At 40.5% G+C, this 23,762-nt stretch carries 14 protein-coding genes and 10 tRNA genes; 23 read left to right on the forward strand and 1 reads right to left on the reverse strand.

Features of this window, described 5'->3' with window-relative positions:
- Positions 1 to 31 precede the first annotated feature (31 nt).
- The 21 genes from J7E67_RS25465 (at position 32) to J7E67_RS31550 (ending at position 16,554) form a co-directional block, all read left to right on the forward strand.
- Positions 32 to 107 (forward strand) — tRNA-Val (locus J7E67_RS25465).
- Positions 108 to 122: 15 nt separating this feature from the next.
- Positions 123 to 207: transfer RNA gene (locus tag J7E67_RS25470), tRNA-Leu, on the forward strand.
- A 33-nt stretch (positions 208 to 240) separates the two neighbouring features.
- A tRNA-Gly gene (locus J7E67_RS25475) sits at positions 241 to 315 on the forward strand.
- A 6-nt stretch (positions 316 to 321) separates the two neighbouring features.
- A tRNA-Leu gene (locus J7E67_RS25480) sits at positions 322 to 410 on the forward strand.
- A 56-nt stretch (positions 411 to 466) separates the two neighbouring features.
- A tRNA-Pro gene (locus J7E67_RS25485) sits at positions 467 to 543 on the forward strand.
- Between the two features lie 21 nt (positions 544 to 564).
- Positions 565 to 640 (forward strand) — tRNA-Ala (locus J7E67_RS25490).
- Between the two features lie 18 nt (positions 641 to 658).
- Positions 659 to 735, forward strand: a tRNA-Met gene (locus J7E67_RS25495).
- Positions 736 to 766: 31 nt separating this feature from the next.
- Positions 767 to 859 (forward strand) — tRNA-Ser (locus J7E67_RS25500).
- 21 nt (positions 860 to 880) lie between these two features.
- Positions 881 to 965 (forward strand) — tRNA-Tyr (locus J7E67_RS25505).
- Positions 966 to 970: 5 nt separating this feature from the next.
- Positions 971 to 1,041 (forward strand) — tRNA-Trp (locus tag J7E67_RS25510).
- Between the two features lie 412 nt (positions 1,042 to 1,453).
- Positions 1,454 to 2,095, forward strand: coding sequence for a transcriptional regulator CcpN (gene ccpN / locus J7E67_RS25515; protein ID WP_214717447.1), 642 nt, complete (start codon positions 1,454 to 1,456; stop codon positions 2,093 to 2,095).
- A 17-nt stretch (positions 2,096 to 2,112) separates the two neighbouring features.
- The gene (locus J7E67_RS25520) at positions 2,113 to 2,928 is read left to right on the forward strand and encodes a pyruvate, water dikinase regulatory protein (RefSeq protein WP_214717437.1); all 816 of its coding nucleotides are present in this window, start codon (positions 2,113 to 2,115) and stop codon (positions 2,926 to 2,928) included.
- A gap of 2 nt (positions 2,929 to 2,930) precedes the next feature.
- A complete protein-coding gene (gene ppdK, locus J7E67_RS25525; protein ID WP_214717436.1) occupies positions 2,931 to 5,600 on the forward strand; it encodes a pyruvate, phosphate dikinase in 2,670 nt (889 codons plus the stop codon).
- 112 nt (positions 5,601 to 5,712) lie between these two features.
- Complete coding sequence (locus J7E67_RS25530) at positions 5,713 to 5,904, forward strand: YbxH family protein (protein ID WP_168244672.1); 192 nt, start codon at positions 5,713 to 5,715, stop codon at positions 5,902 to 5,904.
- 78 nt (positions 5,905 to 5,982) lie between these two features.
- On the forward strand, positions 5,983 to 8,556 hold the full coding sequence (locus tag J7E67_RS25535; RefSeq protein ID WP_214717435.1) for a DEAD/DEAH box helicase: 2,574 nt from the start codon (positions 5,983 to 5,985) through the stop codon (positions 8,554 to 8,556).
- A gap of 119 nt (positions 8,557 to 8,675) precedes the next feature.
- Entirely contained in the window at positions 8,676 to 10,019 is a 1,344-nt protein-coding gene (locus J7E67_RS25540) for a methyltransferase domain-containing protein (RefSeq protein WP_214717433.1), read from the forward strand.
- Complete coding sequence (locus tag J7E67_RS25545; RefSeq protein WP_214717430.1) at positions 10,019 to 12,613, forward strand: polynucleotide kinase-phosphatase; 2,595 nt, start codon at positions 10,019 to 10,021, stop codon at positions 12,611 to 12,613. The genes J7E67_RS25540 and J7E67_RS25545 overlap by 1 nt, the downstream gene beginning before the upstream one ends.
- A 99-nt stretch (positions 12,614 to 12,712) precedes the next feature.
- Positions 12,713 to 13,987, forward strand: coding sequence for a LysM peptidoglycan-binding domain-containing protein (locus tag J7E67_RS25550; protein WP_214717428.1), 1,275 nt, complete (start codon positions 12,713 to 12,715; stop codon positions 13,985 to 13,987).
- Positions 13,988 to 14,230: 243 nt separating this feature from the next.
- Positions 14,231 to 15,691: a D-alanyl-D-alanine carboxypeptidase/D-alanyl-D-alanine endopeptidase gene (dacB, locus tag J7E67_RS25555; protein ID WP_251027001.1), complete on the forward strand. Its 1,461-nt coding sequence runs from the start codon at positions 14,231 to 14,233 to the stop codon at positions 15,689 to 15,691.
- Between the two features lie 135 nt (positions 15,692 to 15,826).
- Entirely contained in the window at positions 15,827 to 16,285 is a 459-nt protein-coding gene (locus J7E67_RS31545) for a hypothetical protein (protein ID WP_251027002.1), read from the forward strand.
- 17 nt (positions 16,286 to 16,302) lie between these two features.
- Positions 16,303 to 16,554: a CBS domain-containing protein gene (locus J7E67_RS31550; protein WP_251027003.1), complete on the forward strand. Its 252-nt coding sequence runs from the start codon at positions 16,303 to 16,305 to the stop codon at positions 16,552 to 16,554.
- A gap of 92 nt (positions 16,555 to 16,646) precedes the next feature.
- Here the strand turns inward: J7E67_RS31550 and J7E67_RS25565 are convergent, their stop codons facing one another.
- Positions 16,647 to 17,372 carry a hypothetical protein gene (locus tag J7E67_RS25565; protein ID WP_214717426.1) on the reverse strand — a complete coding sequence of 242 codons (726 nt, stop codon included), beginning with the start codon at positions 17,370 to 17,372 and terminating at the stop codon, positions 16,647 to 16,649.
- A gap of 157 nt (positions 17,373 to 17,529) precedes the next feature.
- Here J7E67_RS25565 and J7E67_RS25570 point away from each other — a divergent pair, with 157 nt between their 5' ends.
- On the forward strand, positions 17,530 to 20,538 hold the full coding sequence (locus tag J7E67_RS25570; protein ID WP_214733063.1) for a PD-(D/E)XK nuclease family protein: 3,009 nt from the start codon (positions 17,530 to 17,532) through the stop codon (positions 20,536 to 20,538).
- Positions 20,531 to 23,734: a UvrD-helicase domain-containing protein gene (locus J7E67_RS25575; RefSeq protein ID WP_214733064.1), complete on the forward strand. Its 3,204-nt coding sequence runs from the start codon at positions 20,531 to 20,533 to the stop codon at positions 23,732 to 23,734. Before J7E67_RS25570 ends, J7E67_RS25575 begins: the two co-directional genes overlap by 8 nt.
- The last annotated feature ends 28 nt before the right edge of the window (positions 23,735 to 23,762 follow it).

A 23,762-nucleotide genomic window follows, 5' to 3' on the forward strand; every position in this document is an offset into this window, starting at 1 on the left:
GAGAGTAGGACGTTGCCAGGCGGTATTATATGGAGGATTAGCTCAGCTGGGAGAGCATCTGCCTTACAAGCAGAGGGTCGGCGGTTCGAGCCCGTCATCCTCCACCATTTTTCTTTTACTATGCGGGTGTGGCGGAATTGGCAGACGCACCAGACTTAGGATCTGGCGCCGCAAGGCGTGGGGGTTCGACTCCCTTCACCCGCACCATAGTTTTTTGCGTTAGAAAAAACATCCATATAAGCGGAAGTAGTTCAGTGGTAGAACATCACCTTGCCAAGGTGGGGGTCGCGGGTTCGAATCCCGTCTTCCGCTCCAAACAGTGCCGGGGTGGCGGAACTGGCAGACGCACAGGACTTAAAATCCTGCGGTAGGTGACTACCGTACCGGTTCGATTCCGGTCCTCGGCACCATGTTTTTTCGAAGGTAAATTAACTCATCAAATATAGCGCCCAGTGCGTCATATTATCGGGAAGTAGCTCAGCTTGGTAGAGCACTTGGTTTGGGACCAAGGGGTCGCAGGTTCGAATCCTGTCTTCCCGACCATTCTTTATTTCAAAATATTTTGGGGTCTTAGCTCAGCTGGGAGAGCGCCTGCTTTGCACGCAGGAGGTCAGGGGTTCGATCCCCCTAGACTCCACCATAATAATATAATTTTTTTGGCGGTGTAGCTCAGCTGGCTAGAGCGCTCGGTTCATACCCGAAAGGTCGGGGGTTCGACTCCCTTCGCCGCTACCAAAAATACTATTATATGATTTTCTTTTTCCATGGAGGAATACCCAAGTTTGGCTGAAGGGATCGGTCTTGAAAACCGACAGGCGGGTAACACCGCGCGGGGGTTCGAATCCCTCTTCCTCCTCCAGTTTTATTATTTTTTATATGTGGAGGGGTAGCGAAGTGGCTAAACGCGGCGGACTGTAAATCCGCTCCCTCCGGGTTCGGCGGTTCGAATCCGTCCCCCTCCACCATGTTTAGGGGCATAGTTTAAAGGTAGAACTAAGGTCTCCAAAACCTTCAGTGTGGGTTCAATTCCTACTGCCCCTGTCAAAAAGGCACAAAAAAATTCCAAGTAAATACTTGGAATTTTTTTGTGCCTTTTTTTATATTTCCACTTTTTTATTGTCTCTGCTAGTTTATGCTTGCTCCTTCAACCCATGGTGTGCTCAATGAACACACCATGAGGACAAATTTTGTATTGTGTTTAGCATTTTTGTCTTCATGAACAGCTCAACACCCTATGAAGACCAGAATGGCTTTCTTTTTGGACCCCCTTTCTCGTCGATAACGGCGGGGTTTCTTATTTACTTTAAAAAAATAGTTTAATATTTTGTAAAAAAATATAAAACTTATTGTTTCGGTTTATAACATAATGTAATATACTATATATAAATAAGTATAACACATTTGCAATGAATCTATTGAATATAACATATTTAATGTAGATAAGGGGGGGGTAATTATTAAATTATCTAAACGTCAGGATGAAATCCTCCAGATTGTTAAACAAAACGGGCCCATTACAGGAAAAGACATCGCAGAGAAGCTTTCATTAACAAGAGCTGCACTAAGACCCGATCTTGCCATTTTAACGATGTCAGGTAACTTAGATGCAAGGCCAAGAGTAGGTTATTTTTTTAATGAAAGCTTTGAAGCAAAGCAACAGGCTAAAAGGTTTATCCACCAAAAAGTAACGGATTATAAAGCCCATCCAATTGTCGTTGAGAAATCAACCTCCGTGTATGATGCGATCGTTCAGCTCTTTTTAGAGGATGTGGGCACACTTTATGCGGTTGATACAAAAGGACATCTAGCAGGGGTTGTTTCCCGTAAGGATTTGCTCAGAGCATCACTAGGAAATCAAAATCTAAATGAATTACCTGTCAGTGTCATCATGACTAGAATGCCAAATATTATTACAATTAATCCTGAAGAGACCTTGCTCGAAGCAGCCAAAAAGATGATCCATAATCGCATTGACTCTTTACCAGTTGTTAAGGAAATAGAGGAGCAAAAAAGTACATATTTGCTGGTAGGAAGAATCACCAAAACCACCATAACGCGGGCATATTTAGAAATCATGGAAAACAATTCAAACTAAGGAGAGTGGCTGCCATTTTGGTACAGAAAGAAGTTGTCTATGTTGTATCTGACTCAGTAGGTGAAACAGCTGAGTTTGTAGTAAAAGCAGTGGCAACACAATTTAATGGCGGGCAGGTAGAAATTCGCCGTAATTCCTATGTGGATGATTTTGAAGATATTGAAGATATCATTTTACTAGCAAAAAAGGGACGGACGATTATTGCCTATACGATCGTTATTCCATCATTAAAAGAGTATTTAGATCGACGTGCAAAAGAAGAGAGCATTTTTGCTGTAGATTTACTAAGTCCATTGATGAATGCGTTTGAAACAAGCTTCAATAAACAGCCGAACCATCGACCTGGATTGATGAGAAAATTGGACGAAGAATACTTCCGGAAAATTGAAGCAATTGAATTTGCAGTTAAGTATGATGATGGGCGTGACCCAAGAGGGATCATAAAGGCGGATATTGTTCTAGTCGGTATCTCACGTACATCTAAGACCCCTTTGTCTATGTACTTAGCACATAAACGTTTTAAAGTGGCCAATGTTCCTTTGGTTCCAGAGGTGCCACCGCCAGATGAATTATTCGAAATACCCCGTAAGAATTGTATTGGTTTAATAATTTCACCAGATAAATTAAATGAAATTCGCAAGGAACGTCTAAAGGCTTTAGGGTTAGCCTCACAGGCTAACTATGCAAGCTTTGGGCGAATTCTTGAGGAACTTGATCATGCTGAAAAAGTGATGAAGCGCTTAGGCTGTCCTGTTATTGATGTATCAAATAAAGCTGTTGAAGAAACAGCCGGCTTAATTTTAGACGTTTTAAAAAAGGAGAGGAGCTACTAATAATGGAAAAATTAGTTTATTTATTTCATGAAGGAAATGGCAATATGAAGGGGTTACTTGGGGGAAAAGGGGCAAACCTAGCGGAAATGACGCGTATTGGTCTTCCAGTTCCGTATGGTTTTACAATTACTACACAGGCTTGCAATGCATTCTATGAAGCTAGCAAAACCATTCCAACAATTGTTGAAGTCCAGACTTTAGAAGCCCTGACCCGTCTTGAAGAAAAAATGGGCAAAAAGCTAGGTGACCCAAAAAATCCTTTGCTCGTTTCCGTACGTTCTGGTTCTGTTTTCTCCATGCCAGGCATGATGGATACCATCTTGAATCTTGGAATGAATGATGAAACCGTTATCGGAGTAGCAGAATTAACCAATAATCCACGGTTCGCTTATGATTCCTACCGTCGTTTCATACAGATGTTTAGTAATGTTGTACTAGATATCGATACCTACTATTTTGAACAATTATTAGAAGAAATACGCGAGGAAAAAGGCTATTCCTCTGACCCAGAAATGAGTGCTGATGACTGGAAAGAAGTGATTATTGGCTATAAAGGAATAGTCAAAAAGCATAAACGAAAGGATTTCCCGCAAGATCCCAAAGAGCAGTTATTCCTTGCCATCCATGCAGTCTTTAACTCTTGGAATAATCAGCGTGCGATTGTCTACCGCCGCCTTAACAAAATTGCTGACCATTTAGGAACAGCTGTAAATATTCAAAGTATGGTGTTTGGCAACATGGGGAATGATTCAGGCACAGGTGTGGCATTCACAAGAAATCCATCGACTGGTGAGCATGTCCTTTACGGTGAATATTTAATCAATGCCCAAGGGGAAGATGTTGTGGCAGGGATTCGTACTCCACAGCCAATCGCTACTTTAAAAGATGAAATGCCAGGAGTATATAAGCAATTCACTGATACTTGCAAGCGCTTGGAACAGCATTACGAAGAAATGCAAGATATCGAATTTACGGTGGAAGGTGGTAAGTTATTTATCCTGCAAACCCGTAATGGAAAAAGAACGGCGCAAGCAGCGATTCGAATCGCCGTGGAAATGGTCGAAGAAGGAATCATTGATAAAAAGACGGCATTGCTACGTGTTGACCCGGAACAATTAGATCAACTGCTGCATCGCCGGATTGACGACAAATTTGAGAAGAGAGTTTTAGCAAAAGGCTTGCCAGCATCACCAGGTGCAGCGACAGGTCAAGTCGTGTTTAATGCCGATGAAGCAGAGCAATTAAACAATGATGGAAAAAAAGTAATTCTTGTTCGTCCTGAAACCACTCCAGATGATATCCATGGTATCGTTGCATCGCAAGCAATTTTGACTAGCCGTGGCGGCATGACAAGCCATGCTGCAGTAGTCGCTCGTGGGATGGGGAAAGCGTGTATTTGCGGATGTGAAGCATTAAAGATAGATCTGAAAGCTAAACAATTTACAATTGGTGAGACAGTTATTAATTATGGAGATATCATAACGATTGATGGCTCTACTGGTGAAATTATGCTTGGGGAGATTCCAATGATTGACCCAGAACTATCGGATGAGTTCCAAATGTTGCTTGCATGGGCAGACCAAGAGCGTAAATTAGGGGTCCGTGCCAATGCAGATAACCCAGAGGATGCAAAAAAAGCTTTTGAATTTGGCGCAGGCGGAATTGGCTTATGCCGAACTGAACATATGTTTATGGATTTAAAACGGATTCCAACCGTGCAAAAAATGATTCTTGCTGAAAATTATAATGAGAGAATGGAAGCTTTGAACCAGTTATTGCCAATGCAGCAAGGGGACTTTGAAGGAATCTTCGAAGCTATGCAAGGATTACCTGTAACTATCCGTTTACTAGATCCACCATTACATGAATTCTTACCGGATAAAGAGGAACTGTTAGTGGAAGTAACGAAGCTTCAAATCTTAGATCCACAATCACCAGAATTGAAGAAAAAAGAACAATTGCTGAAAAAGGTCCGCCAATTAGATGAGTTTAACCCAATGCTAGGCCACCGTGGCTGCCGTCTTGGGATGATTTACCCAGAAATTTATGAAATGCAAGCAAAAGCCATTTTCTATGCAGCAGCTAAGCTCGCTGACAAAGGCATCGAAGTGCAACCAGAAATCATGATTCCTTTGGTCGGTCATGTGAATGAATTAAAGGATATGCGTAAATTAGTGATTGATGCGGCATTTCTTGTTCAAGAAGAAACCGGAAAAAGCTTCAAGTACACGATTGGAACTATGATTGAAATTCCGCGTGCTGCTTTAACTGCGGATAAAATTGCCGAGGAAGCTGACTTCTTTTCGTTTGGAACCAATGATTTAACACAAACAACATTTGGTTACAGCCGTGATGATGCGGAAGGCAAGTTCTTGCAAGCTTATATTGAAAATAAAGTGCTCCCGGAAAATCCGTTTGCTGTCCTCGATCAAGACGGCGTAGGTAAGCTAGTTGAAACAGGCGTGAAGCTTGGCCGTGGAACAAAACCGTCTTTAAAAACAGGTATTTGCGGCGAGCATGGCGGAGAAAAGAGCTCGATTGAATTCTGCTACAAAACCGGCCTAGATTATGTCAGTTGTTCACCATACCGCGTACCACTAGCACGTTTGGCTGCAGCACAAGCAACCATTCGCCATGAACAAAATAAACAAGAAGTTTTTACAACAGCATAAAGGAAGAACGAGGGATGTTGCAGTATGCACCATCCCTTTTTTTTGTGATGTAATTGGATAGACGCCCATTTTATGCAAATACTATAAAAAATTATTTTAAAGGGGACTTACAATGGGGGCTATTGAACGCAGCGGTTATCGATTTGTACCAGAATTTAGTGTCATTCAGCAAAATGGGGCCATTCATGTATATAATCAGGATAACTTCATCGAGGAAATTAAATTTCACTTCTCAGGGAAGTTTCCTGAACTGGATCAAATCGAAGACCTAGTGGATCAATATTGCAGCCAGCATCAACTTTAAAACCGAATGCTTGTTCGGTTTTTTGTTTTGTGATAGAATGGACTTAACAAAACATTTTCTAGAAAAGGAGGGAAATAAATGAATAAAATAACCACTATATACCCTCAAGCGATAGAACATACAAAATTGAAAGTGTATGAAGATATTAACCATTATTTCGAAACGAAAGAAACACTGCCAACCTTTGAACAATACCTAGCTGACAGAAATCATTATATTGAGCAAATTTGGACCAATGTTTGGCTAAATAAGTCGACCAATGATGTTCCAAGGAATGAAAAAAAGCAATATTTAACTGATAAAGGCTTCGAGGTACAGGGAATCGACAAAAAACTAATCAATAAGTTATTTAGGGATGAAATGCGAACCTATCATGTCTTTGATACGATGGGGTGGGTTCATGAAACATTTTCAGGTAAAGAAGAAGAGTGGGAGAAACAGTATCAGGAGGCGAAGGTTAATTTTATAAAACGAGAAGAACAAAAACAGCTTGAAGAACAGAAGCAATTGATCAGAAGTGAGATTGAAGATGCCGCTGTTGGGATCTTGGAAGAACAATATGAGCTGTTTTATTTATATGTTCGTTACTTCGTTGCAATACAACTAGTGGCTGACCTACAAAATAATGTAAAGTTTCAATCGGTTGATACCTTTGCATTAGAAGAAAAATTAGTGGATGAAGGTCATTTTAACCCCTCAGCCTATACAACTGTTGCCACCTTTTTTGAAGAATTGACAGGGGATATCCATAAAACTTTGAATTGGGGCAGGAGTTTTTATGAATATCAAACCTATTTTTTCGTTTATGAAAGCTTAATTGCTGACTATTTGTCTGAGCTTATTCCGGAAAAAATATTAGAGCAGCTTTCTGAAAAACTTAAGGATGATTTTCATGAAACCTTTCTTGAGAAACTATCGGCGTCCTTCGTAAAGGGCAGCATTGCTCAGGTTCTTTATGATGTCGAGGGTTATTTTATTGAGGATATCCAAGCTGAATACCTGTCGGACTTAATACGTTTGGCAGAAATACCTTTTGATGCAAAGGTTCATAAAGAAATTTTTGAAAAAGACTTCCAAGCGCGCGAGCAAAAACAAAAAAAAGCGCAAGAAGAACTCGAGCGGAAAAAAGCAGAAGAAGAGCGGATGATGAAGGAAATCTTTGCAACGGAATACGACCCTTCGTTACAACGTCAGGTCCGTTATGTCCTGCACATTGGCGAAACCAATACAGGGAAAACCCATCATGCGCTAGAAAGAATGAAAGATGCTTATCGCGGGTTATATTTAGCACCGCTTCGATTATTAGCACTTGAGGTATTTGATAAATTAAACGCTGAGGGGACGCCGTGTTCCTTAAAAACTGGGGAAGAGGAAAAAATCACCCCTGGTGCTAATCATATTTCCTGCACCGTGGAAATGTTTCATGAAAAAGAGTTTTATGAAATAATCGTCATTGATGAAGCACAAATGATTACCGATAAAGACCGTGGTTTTTCCTGGTATAAGGCAATCACGAAAGCTAATGCAGAGGAAGTCCATATCATAGGAAGTAGGAATTCAAAAACCATGCTGCTCCAGCTTTTAGGTAATTCCAATATCGAAGTTCATGAATACAGCCGTGATACTCCTCTTGAGGTTGAAACGAAGGAGTTTCATATTAAACACATTAAAAAAGGCGATGCGCTGATTTGTTTTTCACGAAGGCGCGTTCTTGAAACCGCCTCACGACTGCAAAATGACGGACATGCTGTCAGCATGATCTACGGCAGCATGCCGCCAGAAACAAGAAAAAAGCAAATTCAGCAATTCAACACTGGAAAAACAAAAGTCATCGTTGCTACAGATGCGATTGGAATGGGCTTAAATCTGCCGATTCGACGGATTGTTTTTTTAGAAAATGATAAGTTTGATGGGACTAGACGACGACTGCTGACATCACAAGAAGTGAAGCAAATTGCTGGACGTGCAGGTCGAAAAGGTATTTACAATATTGGCAAAGTGGCCTTTACTAGTGATATCAGAAAAATGAGAAACTTACTTTTGCAGGAGGATGAGCCTGTTCATACATTTGCAATTGCACCAACCAATTCAGTTTTTGAACGCTTTCAACGGTATTATCACGACTTAGGTACATTTTTTGAATTATGGGGGAAATTTGAAAGTCCAAACGGAACGAAAAAAGCTTCCCTTGCCGAGGAAAAGTCGTTGTATCAAATGGTAGCAGGTACTGAAATTGAAGCACGTTTATCCTTAATGGACCTTTATGGATTTTTACATCTGCCTTTTTCAAAAAATGAGCCAGTATTAACGAAGCAATGGGAAGAAAAAATGTATGCCATTATCCATGGGAGAGAACTCCCAGAACCGATTGTAAAGGAACGAAGCTTGGAGGAATTAGAACTCAGTTACAAAGCAATTGGACTTCATTTGTTATTTTTATATCGACTAGGAGAGCGAACGACATCAATCTATTGGGAGCGGCTAAGAGAAGAGGTCAGCGATAAAGTGCAGGACCGCTTAAAAACGGATATAAATAAATTCGTTAAAAAATGCAAAACCTGCGGAAAGAAGCTGCCATGGGATCATTCGTTTCCGACCTGTGAGGCCTGTTATGCAGCGAAGACTAGAAGATATCGATATGATGAATATTAAGAATAACCCGGTGTTCTGACCTTAGGAACCCGGGTTATTCTTCAATTAAAACCAAATTAATGTAAATATGTTAAAATAAAACTCTGATAATTCGTTCTATGAAAGTGAAGTGAAAATGAATGCAACTATCATTAACAGTGAGAGGCCCTGGTGCTGAAGCGGTTTCTTACCTTATAGCTAAAAATCCGAATAATCTATATGAGCGTGGAGAGAAAGGGTTGACTGTCCGTCTGGTCTACCCGACTTTTTCAAGCGAGGAAGTACAGTTTTTAATCTATGTTAAAACGGACCCAATTGACCTAGTAAAAAACTCACCTGATTCTTTTGATATTACCCATTACATAAATGACCGCGAGTTTGCGGCAAGCAGTATTTTTGTTTCCTCGATTCGTAAAGCGCTGGGGACTGCACTGAATGGGAAACCAGCAGAGGAATATGCTTCATGGGTCGAGCATTCCTTTGAAATGGAATTAACCTTTGGGCCGATTGCTACTGATTTGAGCAATAGGGAACTTGAAGCGTTATTTGCTCCAATGGGTTACACCCTCAAGATGGAATACGGGGAAAGTTTTATTCGCGAAAAAAACCTTGCCCGATTTATTACCCTGTTAGGGAAACAAACGCTCCAGAATGCACTTAAACATATTTCGATTTTAATTCCCGTTATTGATAACTATAAGCATTATTTTATTGACGAAAGAGAATTGGAAAAGTTGGACCGCTACGGGGAAGGATGGTTAGAGGTACATCCACAAAAGGCGCTGATTTTAAAACGTTCGTTACGGTTTCAAAAGGTGATTTCACAGTCAAGATTCTATGAAAAAGAGACGAAAACCGAGGAGAAGCATGAACCTCCGAAAATCCGTCTAAATGACCTTCGTTACGAAGCGATTATTAAATATATTGAGGCCCTGCCAAAAAAAGCCACCATTGTTGACTTTGGTGCTGGTGAAGGGAAGTTATCTGTTCAGCTGGGATTTATTAAAGGGGTGCAAGAGATACTTTCTGTTGAACCATCGAATAAAGCTCGGTTAAAGGCATTGGAACGATTCGACTTTGAAAAGGCGAAACGTGAATTTGTAGAACCCAAGTCCTTAGCAGGATCGTTATTTTATTATGATGAACGGTTGATTAACAAGGATGTCATGGTTTTATGTGAAGTGATTGAACATATTGATGAATACCGGTTAACAAGGGTATTCGAGACGATTTTTAAAGACTATCGACCAGAAGTGTTGATCGTGACCACGCCTAACCAAGAATACAATGTTGTCTATGATATGAATGAGGAAATGAGACACCACGATCATCGCTTTGAATGGACAAGGGCTCAGCTTCACCAAAAAGTGGAAGCTTTGACAAAAATCTATCCATACCAAGTAAGTTATAAAGGCATCGGTGAAGAAAACCAACTATACGGGCATCCTACTCAAATGGTTATTTTCAGAAGGGAGGAGGGATGATGGCGAAAATTAATTTGCCTCATGCGGGTATCGTCTTACTTGTAGGCCCGTCCAATTCGGGTAAAACGACTTTAATAAATCAATTAATGCAAGAACAACAGATTTATGCATCGGAAGTAGTAAGTTCCGATCAGTTCCGTGTTTTAGTTAGCGATGTTGAATTTATTGATTGGAATCGGCGACCTAAATATGAAGCAGATGCTCTTTTTAATGAATACCAACAAATTTCAAAAGAAGCTTTTGAAGCGATGGATTATATCATTGCCAAACGTTGCCGCCTCAATAAATTAACCTTTATCGATGCTACTCATTTACGTGATTACGAGCGTGAGAAATACCTGCAAATGGCAAAGAGGTATCATGTTCCGGCCATTGCAATCGTGCTGAATTTGGCAGAAACTGAACTACTCAGACGTGACTTAGAGAGGGATTTCCCAAGAGGTAAAAATCGTATCAAGCAGCAATACCAACATTTCAAGAAGACGCTTCGCTCCATTAAAAAGGAGGGCTTTCGGCGCTGCTACATATTCGGTGAAGAAGAATTGCAAGTCTTAAATGTGAACCGACTTGGTAATCCATTACTAATTGATGTTGGCAATGGCATTGATTTTATTGGGGATATTCACGGATGCTTTGAAGAGTTTAGCGAAATCTTGTCAAAGCTTGGTTATATAGAAAATGAAGAGGGTTATTTTATCCATCCAGAAGGGCGGAAAATCCTTTCCCTTGGGGATGTGATGAGTAGGGGACCTCGTTCGATCGAAACGCTGCAATTTTTTCAAAAGCATGTGGCAGCAGGACTTGCCTATATGATTGACAGTAATCATGGTTGGAAAATCGCCCGCTGGCTTGACGGTAAGGATGTTACGCTTGCTCATGGTGATGAAAATGTAAAGGCTGAATTTGATGAGTATGAAGGTAAATTTGGTAAAGATGAGGCCGATCGTTTAAAGGAACAAATAAGAGACATGCTGTTAGAGGCTAAATCACATTACATTATCCAGAAAAATGGAGTCAACGTCGCTGTTGCAGTCCATGCAGGAATCAAAGACCATTATATCGGCAAACAATCGCCGCGCATTTCCGATTTCTGTCGTTACGGAGACTCGGATGGCCTTGACGAAAACGGCAAACCCGTCCGAAAAGATTGGTCAATTACTCATCAGTCCAGCGAACTTATTCTTTGGGGGCATGATCCTAGAACTCAGCCATTATTGGTTAATAACACCCTTAATATTGACCAAGGAGTTGTTTTTGGTGGCAACCTAACGGCATACTGTTTTCCGGAAAGGAAATTTGTTTCTGTCAAAGCGAAAGCAGATTATGCAAATGTGCCGGACAATCCATTAAAGGTATTGGAAAGTAAAAGGCTGGCACCGCCCAATATCGCAAAATTTTTAGAAGGATATTCGGTATTAACGGAACTGTATGGGGAGATTGCAATTTATGCGGATAGTACGAAATCAGCACTGGATGACCTTTCCCATTACACATTGCCGCTTGAGGAGATTGTCTATCTTCCACCGACGATGAGCCCGACACCGAAACCATCGAGTTTAGCAGGATACTTAGAGCATCCGATTGAAGCATTTGAATACTATCAGGCGAATGGTGTTGACACGATGGTTGTCGAGAAAAAGCATATGGGCAGCCGCGGCATTTTGTTTCTTTTTAAAAATAAAGAAACCGCAAAAGAGTATATCGGCAGGGAAACATTAGGTTCGATATACACGCGGACTGGCCGGGCCTTTTTCAAAAAAGAACTGGAAGAACAAATATTACAAGTATTAAATATTGACTTGAGTGGTTATTTTGAAAAATACAAAACTGATTTTGTCCTGATGGACGCTGAGATCCTTCCGTGGAATCTAAAAGCAAAAGAATTAATTATGAATCAATATGCTCATGTTGGTGAGATGGCATTGCTTGATCGCAGAAAATTACAGAAGCAGTTGAAAAAAGCTTTGGATAACGGTAAGGATGTTTCAAGTTGGCTCGAGGAAACGGATGAAAAGATACTCAATGCCCAAGTGTTTAACGAAGTGTATCAAAAGTATTGCTGGGAAACGGAAGGTTTAGCGGGAATTGAAATTGCTCCTTTTCACACACTTGCCCACAGTAATGAAACCTTTTTCGATAAACCGCACACGTGGCATATGGAGAAAAATAAAGAATTTAGCGTCCTTTCGGATTTGTTCGGGGAAACGGAATATCGAATTGTTAACGATGAAGACTCCATGAAATCAGCCATCGAATGGTGGGAAGAAATGACGGAGGATGGACATGAAGGCTTTGTTGTCAAACCGGAGTCTTATGTGGCACGACATAAAGGCAAGCTTTTACAGCCTGCCATTAAAGTAAGAGGCCGAAAGTATCTGCATATTATCTACGGCATCGACTATTTACAACCAGAAAATCTTTCCCGTCTTAAGCTGCGAAATGCAGGTAAGAAACAACGAAATGCCCTAAAGGAATTTGCCTTAGGTGTGGAAGCGGTGAATCGTTTTGTTAGAAAAGAGTCACTGGAGCGCTACCATGAATGTGTGTTAGCTGTCCTGGCGCTGGAATCGGATCCGATTGACCCGCGACTATAGGTATAGGAAGACGAACTTGTCAGTCGGCAAGTTCGTTTTTCTATGTGTAATAACTTATCAGCTTTCGCCCATATGATAGTAATGAAGGAGTGTGAGAAGATGGCTGTTCATGTTGTTATCGCAGGTGAAAATTTGTGGGCGATATCCACGAGGTATGGGGTTTCAATTCAAACGATTGTAGAGCTAAATGGGTTACCTTCAGCAAGTTCCATCGTCCCGGGTCTTGCACTTTATCTTCCGGATATCTTGCCTCCACTCCGCTACTATCAAATTAAAGCAGGCGATCACATCTGGCAGCTGGCTCAACAATTTAGGGTCGATCCTTCGGTTATTCTCGCTGCAAATCCAGGGATTAATCCCAACCTGCTCGTAATCGGCCAAATCATAAATGTTCCCACTCCAATAAGAGTATCTCTCGAAACACTAGGGTTTTTAGTGCCATCATCTGAAAGTGCAAACCTTGCCACAATTAATAGTTTAGCTAACCAATTAACCTATTTAGCGATTGTTGCTTATTCGTTTACAGAGGAAGGCTATGCGTTTAATGTGAGCGAGGATGCAGCCCTGGTTGCAAGAAGTAATCAATTGAAGATCATCCCATTATTGATGGTCCGAAATCTTGCCGGAAATGATTTCAGCGCGGAGTTGGCAGGGCGTGTCCTGGAAAATCCAACCTATCGGGGAAATTTGGTAGCGAGCTTGGTCAACTTAACCAGGCAAAGAGGGTTCGGTGGCGTCAGTATCGATTTTGAATTTATTCCACCGGCTAGACGAAATGATTTCAATTTATTTTTAACAGAATTAAAGCGCAGCTTAGACGGGCTTATTTTACAAGTAAATGTTCACGCCAAAACAGCTGATATTCCAACGAATCGAATCATTGGTGCTTATGATTATGTGTCGATTGGCAATGTGGCTGATATCGTGGCGGTGATGACCATGGATTATGGCTACCCGGGGGGGCCACCCGATCCGATTGCCCCGATTCCGTGGCTAGAGCAAGTGATTCAATACTCGGTGACACAAATTAATTCTCGTAAACTGCAAATCGCCGTGGCGTTATATGGGTATGACAAGGTTGTTGGTACGAATTCAACCCAAGCCTTTTCGGTACTTGCTGCTCAAAATAAAGCGATATCACTGCCTGAGAACATCGAGTTTGATATCACGGCTAGGGCACCTTGGTTTCGCTACTGGCAGGGTAATGAGGAGCATGTGGTATGGTTTGAAGATATTAGGAGTTTTATAGAAAAGTATAGGTTAATTGATATGTATCAATTAGCTGGGATGACTTTTTGGCAAATAAGTTTGCCGGCACCGCAGAATTGGGATTATCTTAGTAAAAATATCAACGTGGTGAAGAGAATCGTATAAAATTACACCTTATTCTTGACAGTGTTGCGGGTGAATTTTGTCTTTGTGCCATTTTGAAGGGGTTTTGTGCCATTTTGGGATAGTTTTGTGTCATTTTCACCAGTTTTTGTGCCATTTTCAATGGGTTTTGTGCGTTTAGACAAAAATTGGAAATTTTGCGGTTGTCCAATAAAAAAACATCGATGATATTATTTGTTATTTTCGGACAAACTCTAAGGAAAAAGGAAAGGCAGGAACCAAAGCTTGATTAACAAACTTAAATATTACACCCTCATCTTCATTACGGTGCTTGCCGTATTCGTTCCTTCTATAAAAGCAACTGCCATGGAAAATATGGCTCAGCAGATAAATAACCTAATAAATAACGAACCTGCGTTAAAAGGAGCAATTGCCGGCATAAGCATCCGTACGGCTGCGGACGGAAAAATCATCTATGCCCACCAAGGCGACGTCCGCTTAAGACCTGCTTCCAATATGAAACTATTAACAGCTGCAGCTGCCCTTACTATCCTCGGAGAAGACCACACCTTCACGACGGAGTTACATACGGATGGCACGGTAAAAAAGAAAACTCTTAACGGAAATCTATATTTAAAAGGGAAGGGAGATCCAACTTTATTAAAATCTGACTTTGATAAAATGGCTGAGGACATTCAGAAGCGCGGCATCAAAAAGATAAAAGGAAATCTTGTTGGAGACGATTCCTGGTATGATAATGTCCGCTATTCACTCGACCTCCCTTGGAGCGACGAAACGACCCATTACGGCGCACAGATATCCGCACTCACCGCCTCACCGACCAGAGACTTTGATTCAGGATCGGTCAAGGTACTCGTGCAGCCCGGAACAAAAAAAGGTGACAAGCCGATCGTGAAAATAACCCCGAAGACAAATTATCTAAAAATAAACAACCACGCAGTAACTGTTCCGGAGGATGGTAAAAAGGATATCACCATCGAACGGGAACACGCGAGGAACATCATAACCATCGAAGGAACCATCCCAACAAAGGCAAAAACGGAAAAGGAATGGATTGGAGTCTGGGACCCCACTCGATATGCCGTGTCCCTTTTGAACCAATCCTTAACAGAACACGGGATACAGGTGACAGGAAAACTAAAAATAGGATTGGTGCCTGACTCCGCAAGAATTTTAACGACACATCAATCGATGCCGTTATCTGAGCTGCTGGTTCCGTTTATGAAACTGAGCAATAACGTCCATGCTGAAATATTAATTAAGGAAATGGGCCGGGTAGTGAAAGGGGAAGGAAGCTGGGAAAAGGGACTAAGCGTTTTAAAAACTGAGATTACAAAATACGGGGTTAACCCCAACACATTGGTGCTAAGGGATGGTTCAGGCGTTTCTCATGTCGACCTGATTCCAGCCAACCAGCTGACGCAGCTGTTATTTGCCGTCCAAAAGGAAAAGTGGTTTCCTAGTTATCTTCACTCATTACCTGTCGCCGGTGAAAGTGAAAAGATGGTCGGCGGAACTTTAAGAAATCGGATGAAGGATCCTTTGGTTCGAGGAAAAGTTTACGCAAAAACGGGGACCATTTCAACGGTGAGTTCAATATCAGGCTACGTGAAAACAAAAAGTGGACAAACCTTAATTTTTTCAATCCTTCTAAATAACTTAATGGATGATTCAAAGGGAAAAAAGGTGGAGGATCTGCTGATTACTATTTTAGCCAATCAATAGGAATAACCCACAAAGAGGAAATTGTACTGCTCAAACACAAGTGGGGAAATTAATTTCTTGAAAATTTAAAGTATTGATTTTACTATTATTATAATGAATAAATAATAAAAAAGAGCTATACCATGGGAGAGTCCAATGAATATGAATAAAAAACAAGGACAGTTACTTTCTGAACGGTTTGAGGTAGCATACAACCAAGTACACGAAGCATTGAGGGATATCGTCCAAATAAATGATGACAGATTTGTTGTTCTTGTGAAGGTTGGCGCGAAAAAATATCAAATCATTGAGACTTATAAAAAAGATTTAGAGCAATATGCAAGGCTGCGGAATGCAATTGTCCATGAAAAAATGGAGATTGGTTTTTATATTGCCGAGCCCAATGCTAAAGTTGTTTCTCATATAGAAAAAATCGCCAATGTTTTTAGCCGTCCTAATTATGCACTGTCAATTGCTACGAAAAATGTAGTGTACTTTGATTATCGTGACAGTATCTTAAAGGTAACAGCCGCAATTAAAGAACACGGTATTCAAAGTTTCCAATCTATAAAAACAAAGAATGTGTCGGCTTACTTACAGCAAGTTCGATTGTGAAATGGATGTCACAAAATATGGAGAACAGCTATGTCAATCTTTCCGATATCCATGTGTCAGATATAATGACATATGAGAAGGAACATCCGATAGAAATCGTCCCAAAAGATATTAATATTTTTGAGGTTGGGAATATTTTTGAAAAAGCACATAAGAAGAAGCGGAAAATAGAAGGTGTCATTATCACTGAACATGGGAAAGCGGGCGAGTCCCCCCTTGGCATAATCACTGCTTGGGACCTTATTCAAATTGATTACACGGTTGAGTAATCATAAAGTTCTCCTACCTTGGAGAACTTTTATTTTTGGAAAAAAAACAAGCATACCGCTCAGGCATGCTCGTTGTATTAGGCTAATTTTGCTTAAAATTCAAACTCGCTTAATTGGTCCATATGAGAGGCAATCATCGCAATTATGGTGGTTGCTTCTTCTTTACTAAAAATGAAATGGGACTCATCTTTAATTAATTCATCGTCAGTAGTCCAGATCCGATTAACGCGCTTAAGGACACCGTCTCCAGTGGCTTGAACCAATCCAAATTGATAGGTTACTTCGACTTCGTCTTCATGTTTGAAGGCCGTTACCTCAGGGGTGGACCAATCAACATCAATTTCCTCAAAAATGTCATCGCTGTTGACTTGTTCCGCTTCATAATACTCTTCTTCCTCATCATCTTCCACATAAACTGTTTCGACCTCATCATCATCATCAAAGACCTCGCTGGTCTGAAGATAGACCCCATCATCTGTATAGTGATCATCGCCGTTCATGTAATCATGAAGACTGGCGTGAACTTCCTCGATAAGGTCTTCTATGTCTGAAAGGATGACCTTCGCCGTATGTCCGCTGTCAACATCGAATGTATCGATGTAAAATTCTTCGTTTTGCGGATCAAAGAACAGTGAGCAAAAATAATCACGCTCCAGTTCTTCGGTATCAACATCTGCGGTATCGACATAAAACTCAATCCTTGGATGTTTGGCAGCTCTTTCAACTGTCATTTGGCCAACCTGATCGTATTCTTCGCAAATAGATTCCAGGTGTTCTTGCAGTTCTCCACAAACTCTGTCAAACCATTCTAACGACATCAAACATCCCATCCTTTCAAAGTTTATCGAGGTTATTATTACCAACTTTGAAAAAAATATGTTTTTTCAATAATATTGAAGGAAATTCAAATATGAAACTAGAACAGAGTGAATTAGGTAGATAATTATTTTTTCATTTAGAAAGTTGGAGGTTCCCATGCAAGCCTTAATAAACGAACTAAACCAAATCTGCACTAAATTTCCTTATAAAGAAAAAGTCGTGATCGTTGATTCTCATTCGATCGGGGAACAAATTAATGAGGCTTTCGTTAAGGAAGGATTTCAAGCAATTAATCTAAAGTATAAAACAGTGAATGACCTTGCCCAAATTTTTGTTGAATTGATTTCAGATCAACCCCAAAATAACCTAGATCACACAGTTGGTGTTCATTTTACCTACAATCTCCTTAAAGAGTTGAAGAACCAAGATAAGCTCCGATACTTTGCAGGAATGGAAATTACGCCAGCCTTTAGTCATGCCATTTTTACAACGATTCAAACCTTACGATTGGCTGGCTACACAAAGGACACTCTGAAAAAGAATGCATTTATCAATCCAGACAAAGCGAAGGATTTTTATGAGATCCTTGCTGAATATGAAAATACATTAAGTATTCATCACTTTATCGACAAGGCAGGGAGCATAAATAAGGCACTTGAAACTGCTGAGGTCGATGAAAAGGGAGTTTTTATTTTACAATCCGGTTTAAACCTATCAAACCTAGAAGACCAATTCCTGAGAAAGATTATTCCTGAGCAAGTTTATAAGCTGCCGCTTGCACCCGTATTGGGCGTGAATACTCCTGAGCGAACAAGCCTTAGTTCCGTTCATTGGGGACCCCCGACTCCGCTTAGCTTTCTCTATCAACAGGAAGAAGCAAGCGTTGAGCCAAACTTAGAAGTATTTACTGCTAAAACAGAAGAAATGGAAGTTAAACAAATTCTAGAGAAGATTAAGGTTGCAAAATCTCCACTAGATGAGAGTGTTGTTTATTATACAAATGCCGATGCATACATAACCCAGTTTTATCACCTGTCACAAAAAATGGATCTGCCCATTACTTTTGGTGAAGGACTGCCGGTTACGTTTAGCCGACCGGGCCGTTTCGTTTCCGGATTAATAGCATGGATGCAGTCCAACTATAGTGTCACAGCCTTTCTTGATTTGTTGAATGAGGGTTTGATAGTGATGGGGAAAGGTGTTCCTTTTATAGAGGGTGGATTTGTTGGACTTGATGAAGTGGTGATGTCGAATTCAAAAATGACCAGAGTGCTCAGGGATCTTCAAATTGGCTGGTCCCAGGAACGCTACCTTAAACTGCTCGGTGAGGAATTAAACCGCTTAAGTGATATGGTTCTCGAACATCAAGAAGACCCTTATTATGAGAATCAAGCAAGAGATATGTTATGGATTTGGACGTGTTTTCAAGAAATCTTTAAGAAACTTCCACCCTTAGAGTCAACCATGAATTATAAAAAATGTTTAACTGGGATCGCTTATCTACTTAAGTATAATTGTAAAACAAGTTCAGCTCTCGATGAGGTAGCAAAATCAACCTTACTTGAAGCAATCAAAACGATTATTCCTTATGCAGACGAATCGTTATCAAGTTATGATTTGTTTGAAAAGGTGAAGGACCTGCTGTTATCCATTCGTGTAAATCAAGCTCGGCCCAAACCCGGTCACCTTCACGTTTCAACTTATAAGATTGGAATATACAATAGTCGACCAAATGTATTTTTTGTTGGACTTGATAACAAGAAGTTTCCTGGTAATGTAAGTGAAGATCCACTCTTGCTCGATGCAGAGAGGATTCAATTAGGGAACGGCCTGCGATTACTTCGTGAAAAGGGTCAAGAGAACTTGTATACACTGTTACAAGTTTTGGCAAATTCAAATGGTCATGTCACGGTCAGTTACTGCCATTTCGATATGAACGAAAACCGTGTCGTTAACCCGGCATTTGTTGTCTTGCAATGCTACCGCTTAATCACAGGCAATATAGATGCCGAATTTAAATCGTTAAAGTCACTGCCGTCATCAATCATCGCTACTGATATTTTTGAAGATAAAGACTACTGGAATGAAAAATTAACAAATGATAGTTCACATCAGCTAAATGAAGGGATTCTAACCCATTTTAATAATGTTAAACAGGGAATCGCTGCCGAAACCGCACGAAATACCGGGAATTTCTCTGAATATGATGGACTGGTTCAAATTGATGACGAGCAATATGACCCACGTCTCAATCAGGAGAAAACGCTGAGTGCGGGCAAGCTCGAAACACTTGCAAAATGTCCGTATTCCTATTTTTTGAGAGAAGTGTTAAAAGTTAGGCCTGTCGATGACTTTTCGTTTGACGCAAACACATGGCTGGATGCTGCTACCCGTGGAAGCCTGCTACATAGTATTTTTGAAAACTTTTATAAAAAATTACAACAAGATCATGCCAAGCCTTCTTACGAGAACCATTTGGAACTCATTTTAACGATTGCTCAAAACTTAATGGAACAGCAAAAGGAAGTGCAGCCGCCGCCAAATGAAAGAGTCTATCAACGTGAACGGAGTGACATCTTAGCTTGCTGTGAGATTTTTCTAAAAGAAGAAGAGCTTCACAGCGAAAATTACGATCCGCTTCATTTTGAGTATTCCTTTGGGATTGGTGAAAAGGATCCGGCGATTATTACTCTTCCATCAGGAGAAGTAAAAATTTCAGGGATTATTGACCGTGTGGACCAATCCAAGGACGGTAAATATCACATTATCGATTATAAAACGGGGAGCACGTACAGTTATGCGATAAATGCAGCCTTCAAAGGCGGTCGACAGCTTCAGCACATGATTTATGCCTTGGCCATCGAACAGCATTTAAACCTTGGCGAGGGTGCAGTCGAGGAGAGCTCCTATTATTTTCCGACCCCAAAAGGATTGGCACAGAGGTTTACGAGGAAGCAGGACCGTACACTCAGAACAAATGGTATAGATATTTTGGAAAAACTGATTGATACTGTGAAGCATGGTCATTTTGAAATGACTGATGATGTGAATGATTGCAAATTCTGTGATTATAAGCTTGTTTGCCGCCGCCATTTTTATGATAAAGAAATCCTTGAAATGAAGCAGTCGAACCAAAAGTTAAAGGGGGTTAGAGCATATGACTAAGGAAATTCTCGATCAAGCGGCCCGGGATAAAATTAAATCACAACTCAAGAGGAATTTTTTAGTTGAAGCTGGTGCTGGCTCTGGTAAAACGACGAGCTTAGTCGATCGGATGGTCAACCTCATTTATACAGGGACAGCAGGAATTCAGGAAATTGTTGCGATCACTTTTACACGAAAGGCCGCTGATGAGTTAAAGGTCCGTTTTCAAGCAAAATTAGAGGAAGCGTGGAAAAAAGAACTGGACCTTGATATCGAGTTTCGTTTAGGTGAGGCATTGCAAAATATTGAGCGCTGCTTTTTAGGAACGGTCCATGCCTATTGTGCAAAACTGCTCCGAGAGCGCCCGATTGAAGCAAATTTAGATTTAACCTTTAAAGAGCTTGAAGAGTCCGATGATTTAGATATTTTAGAAGAAGCGTGGCAACTTCATTTACAAAATTTAATCAATGAAGAACCGCATCACTTTGAACTCATTGGAGAATTAGGGATATCCGTTGACAACCTGTTTCCCTGGTTAAAGAGGCTAAAGGAATATTCCGATGTGGAATGGGTGACGGAAAGTGTCCCGAAACCAGTATTGCAGCCAGAATACCAATCATTTATGCTCCTAATTAAAGAAGCAAAACGATGCGTTCCTGAGGAGGAACCTCCGAAGGGGTATGATAGTTTACAAAAAGCGATTTTAACGGCTGTCCAAAAGGAAAAATTCATCAATCCTTCGAAGGAAAAGGACATCATTAGTATTTTTGAATTATTTGATAAGAACTTAAAGCCAACCTATAATCGCTGGACAGCCAAGGAAGATGCAAAATTTTATGAAGAGAAAATTACAGCAGTGTTTGAAGTATCCATCAAACCGCTTATACAAGCTTGGAAAGAATATTGTCATCCCATTATTATCGATTTTTTACAAGATGCTGTCCAAACCTACGAGCAATTGAAGAAAGAGAGATCACTACTAAACTTTCAAGATTTAATGATCCATACATCAAAATTGCTTAAAGGTAATCCAGAAGTTCGCGCCTATTTCCAAGCAAAATATCGCTATTTACTCGTCGATGAGTTTCAGGATACCGACCCGATTCAGGCGGAGATTATGTTTTATTTAACGAGTGATGACATTAATGAAAAAATCTGGACAAAATGCAAACCGAAAGCAGGCTCACTCTTCGTTGTTGGTGATCCCAAACAAGCTATTTACCGTTTTCGACGCGCCGATATTGATACATACAATCGTGTCAAACAGTTAATCGAGGAGCATGGAGGAGAAGTGCTCCAGCTGACGACAAATTTTCGGACACTTGACACTGTTACTAAGGAATTAAATAAAGTGTTTGAAAAGCATTTACCTGAAGTGGAATCCGATTACCAAGCCGCCTATCGCCCGTTAAAAGCCTTCCATGAGGACCAAGGCGAGGGCTTTACAGGTGTGAAGCGGTTATCCGTTCCTGCCGATTATAAAAAGAAGGAAGAAGTCATATTAATCGATGCTGAAAACATCGCTCTGACCATTCAAAATCTCATCGAGCAAGGCCATAATGCCAAGGATTTCATGGTACTGACCAGGTATACCGATGGCGTTGCTTCCTATGCGAAAACGATTGAGGATATGGGGATTCCTGTCAGTATTAGTGGTGAAGTTATTCTTGGTGAAACAAGAGAGTTCCAAGATTTATGGATCCTGTTAAAATCATTCTTGGACCCAACCGATGAAGTGGGCTTCGTTGCTGTGTTACGGGGGATTTTCTTCGGTATCAGTGATCAAGAACTATATCAATGGAAACAAGCTGGTGGAAGATTTTCCATTTACGCCCAGATACCAGCTGAAATTCCGATAGTGCTAAAAGATAAATTTGAAATAACATGGGATAAATTGCAGCGATGTCAAAAGCTAATTCGGACGCTGTCGCCAACAGCTGCGATTGAAAAAATCATCGAAGAGGTCGGTTTCTATCCATTACTTTTGAAAAATGGCCGGAATCAACGAACGTATAAAAGTCTACTCCAAATGCTAGAAGCCCTTCGTAAACAGGAGACGACTGGTAATACAACATATAAACAAGTAATCGAAGCACTGACCGAGCTGATTTTTGAAAAAACAGTGGTTGCAAACCTTGAAGAAGACGCAGATGCGGTTCGGATTATGAATATTCATAAAGCAAAAGGACTAGAGGCACCAATTGTCTTTTTGGCACATCCAGTCAAGTCAGTCAGTCCTGAATCCTTTTTATCACAGCATATTAAACGTGAGGACTATACCTCTAAAGGGTACTTTACGTTTACAGTGAAGAATGGCTATGCGGATAAAGAAATTGCGATTCCACTTGAATGGGAGACACATAAGACAGAAGAGTTAATGTACCTTACCGAAGAAGAGCAGCGGATTATTTATGTCGCAGCAACTCGTGCCGAAAAAGCACTAATCATCAGTTCTCACACTGGTAATAAGAAAAACCCTTGGAATATCCTTTTTGAAATGGAAAACATCGAGGAAATGGAACTTCCTGAGATAGAGGCTGTTGAAATTCATTCATGGGAAGAAGAGATTACCCTCTCCGAATTTAAGGCGAAAACCGTTAGTAAAAACGCCTGGCTTGACCAAAGTAAAATGAAAACTTTTGAACATTGGTCGCCAACAAAAGACAAAGATTATTCAGAGTTAATCATGATTGAACGAGAATCGGGTGGTGGAAAGGATTGGGGAACGCTGATTCATGATGTCTTTGAAAAAGCTGTTCAGGGCCATGAACTTTCTAATTATATAAAGGTTGCCTTAAACAAATTTAAGCTTCCTATCGAAAGAGAGGAAGAAGTAAAGTTTTATCTGCAAAACTTGCAAAAATCACTCCTTTGGGATGAGTTAGTGACAGCGGAAGAAGTGCTGACAGAAGTTCCCTTTACGATAAAAGTTGAAAAGGGCCATACTCTTTATTCGTTAATCACTAAAAATCCTGAAGATATCCATCCCTTCTACGTCAAAGGAACGATTGATCTTATCTACAAAAAGAATGGCTCATGGAACATCGTTGATTATAAAACAGACCGAGCAAAACAGGTCGAAGACTACGAAAAGCTCCAATCATTCTATAGCAGCCAATTAACCTTTTATAAACAGGCTTGGGAGGAATTAACCAAAGAATCCGTGAACAAAGAATTACTTTACTTCCTTGAACCAAACCAATTAAGGGCTCTATAGAGATAAAAAAAGAAAATTCCACAGGCTT

It is taken from the genome of Bacillus sp. ISL-46, assembly GCF_018613205.1.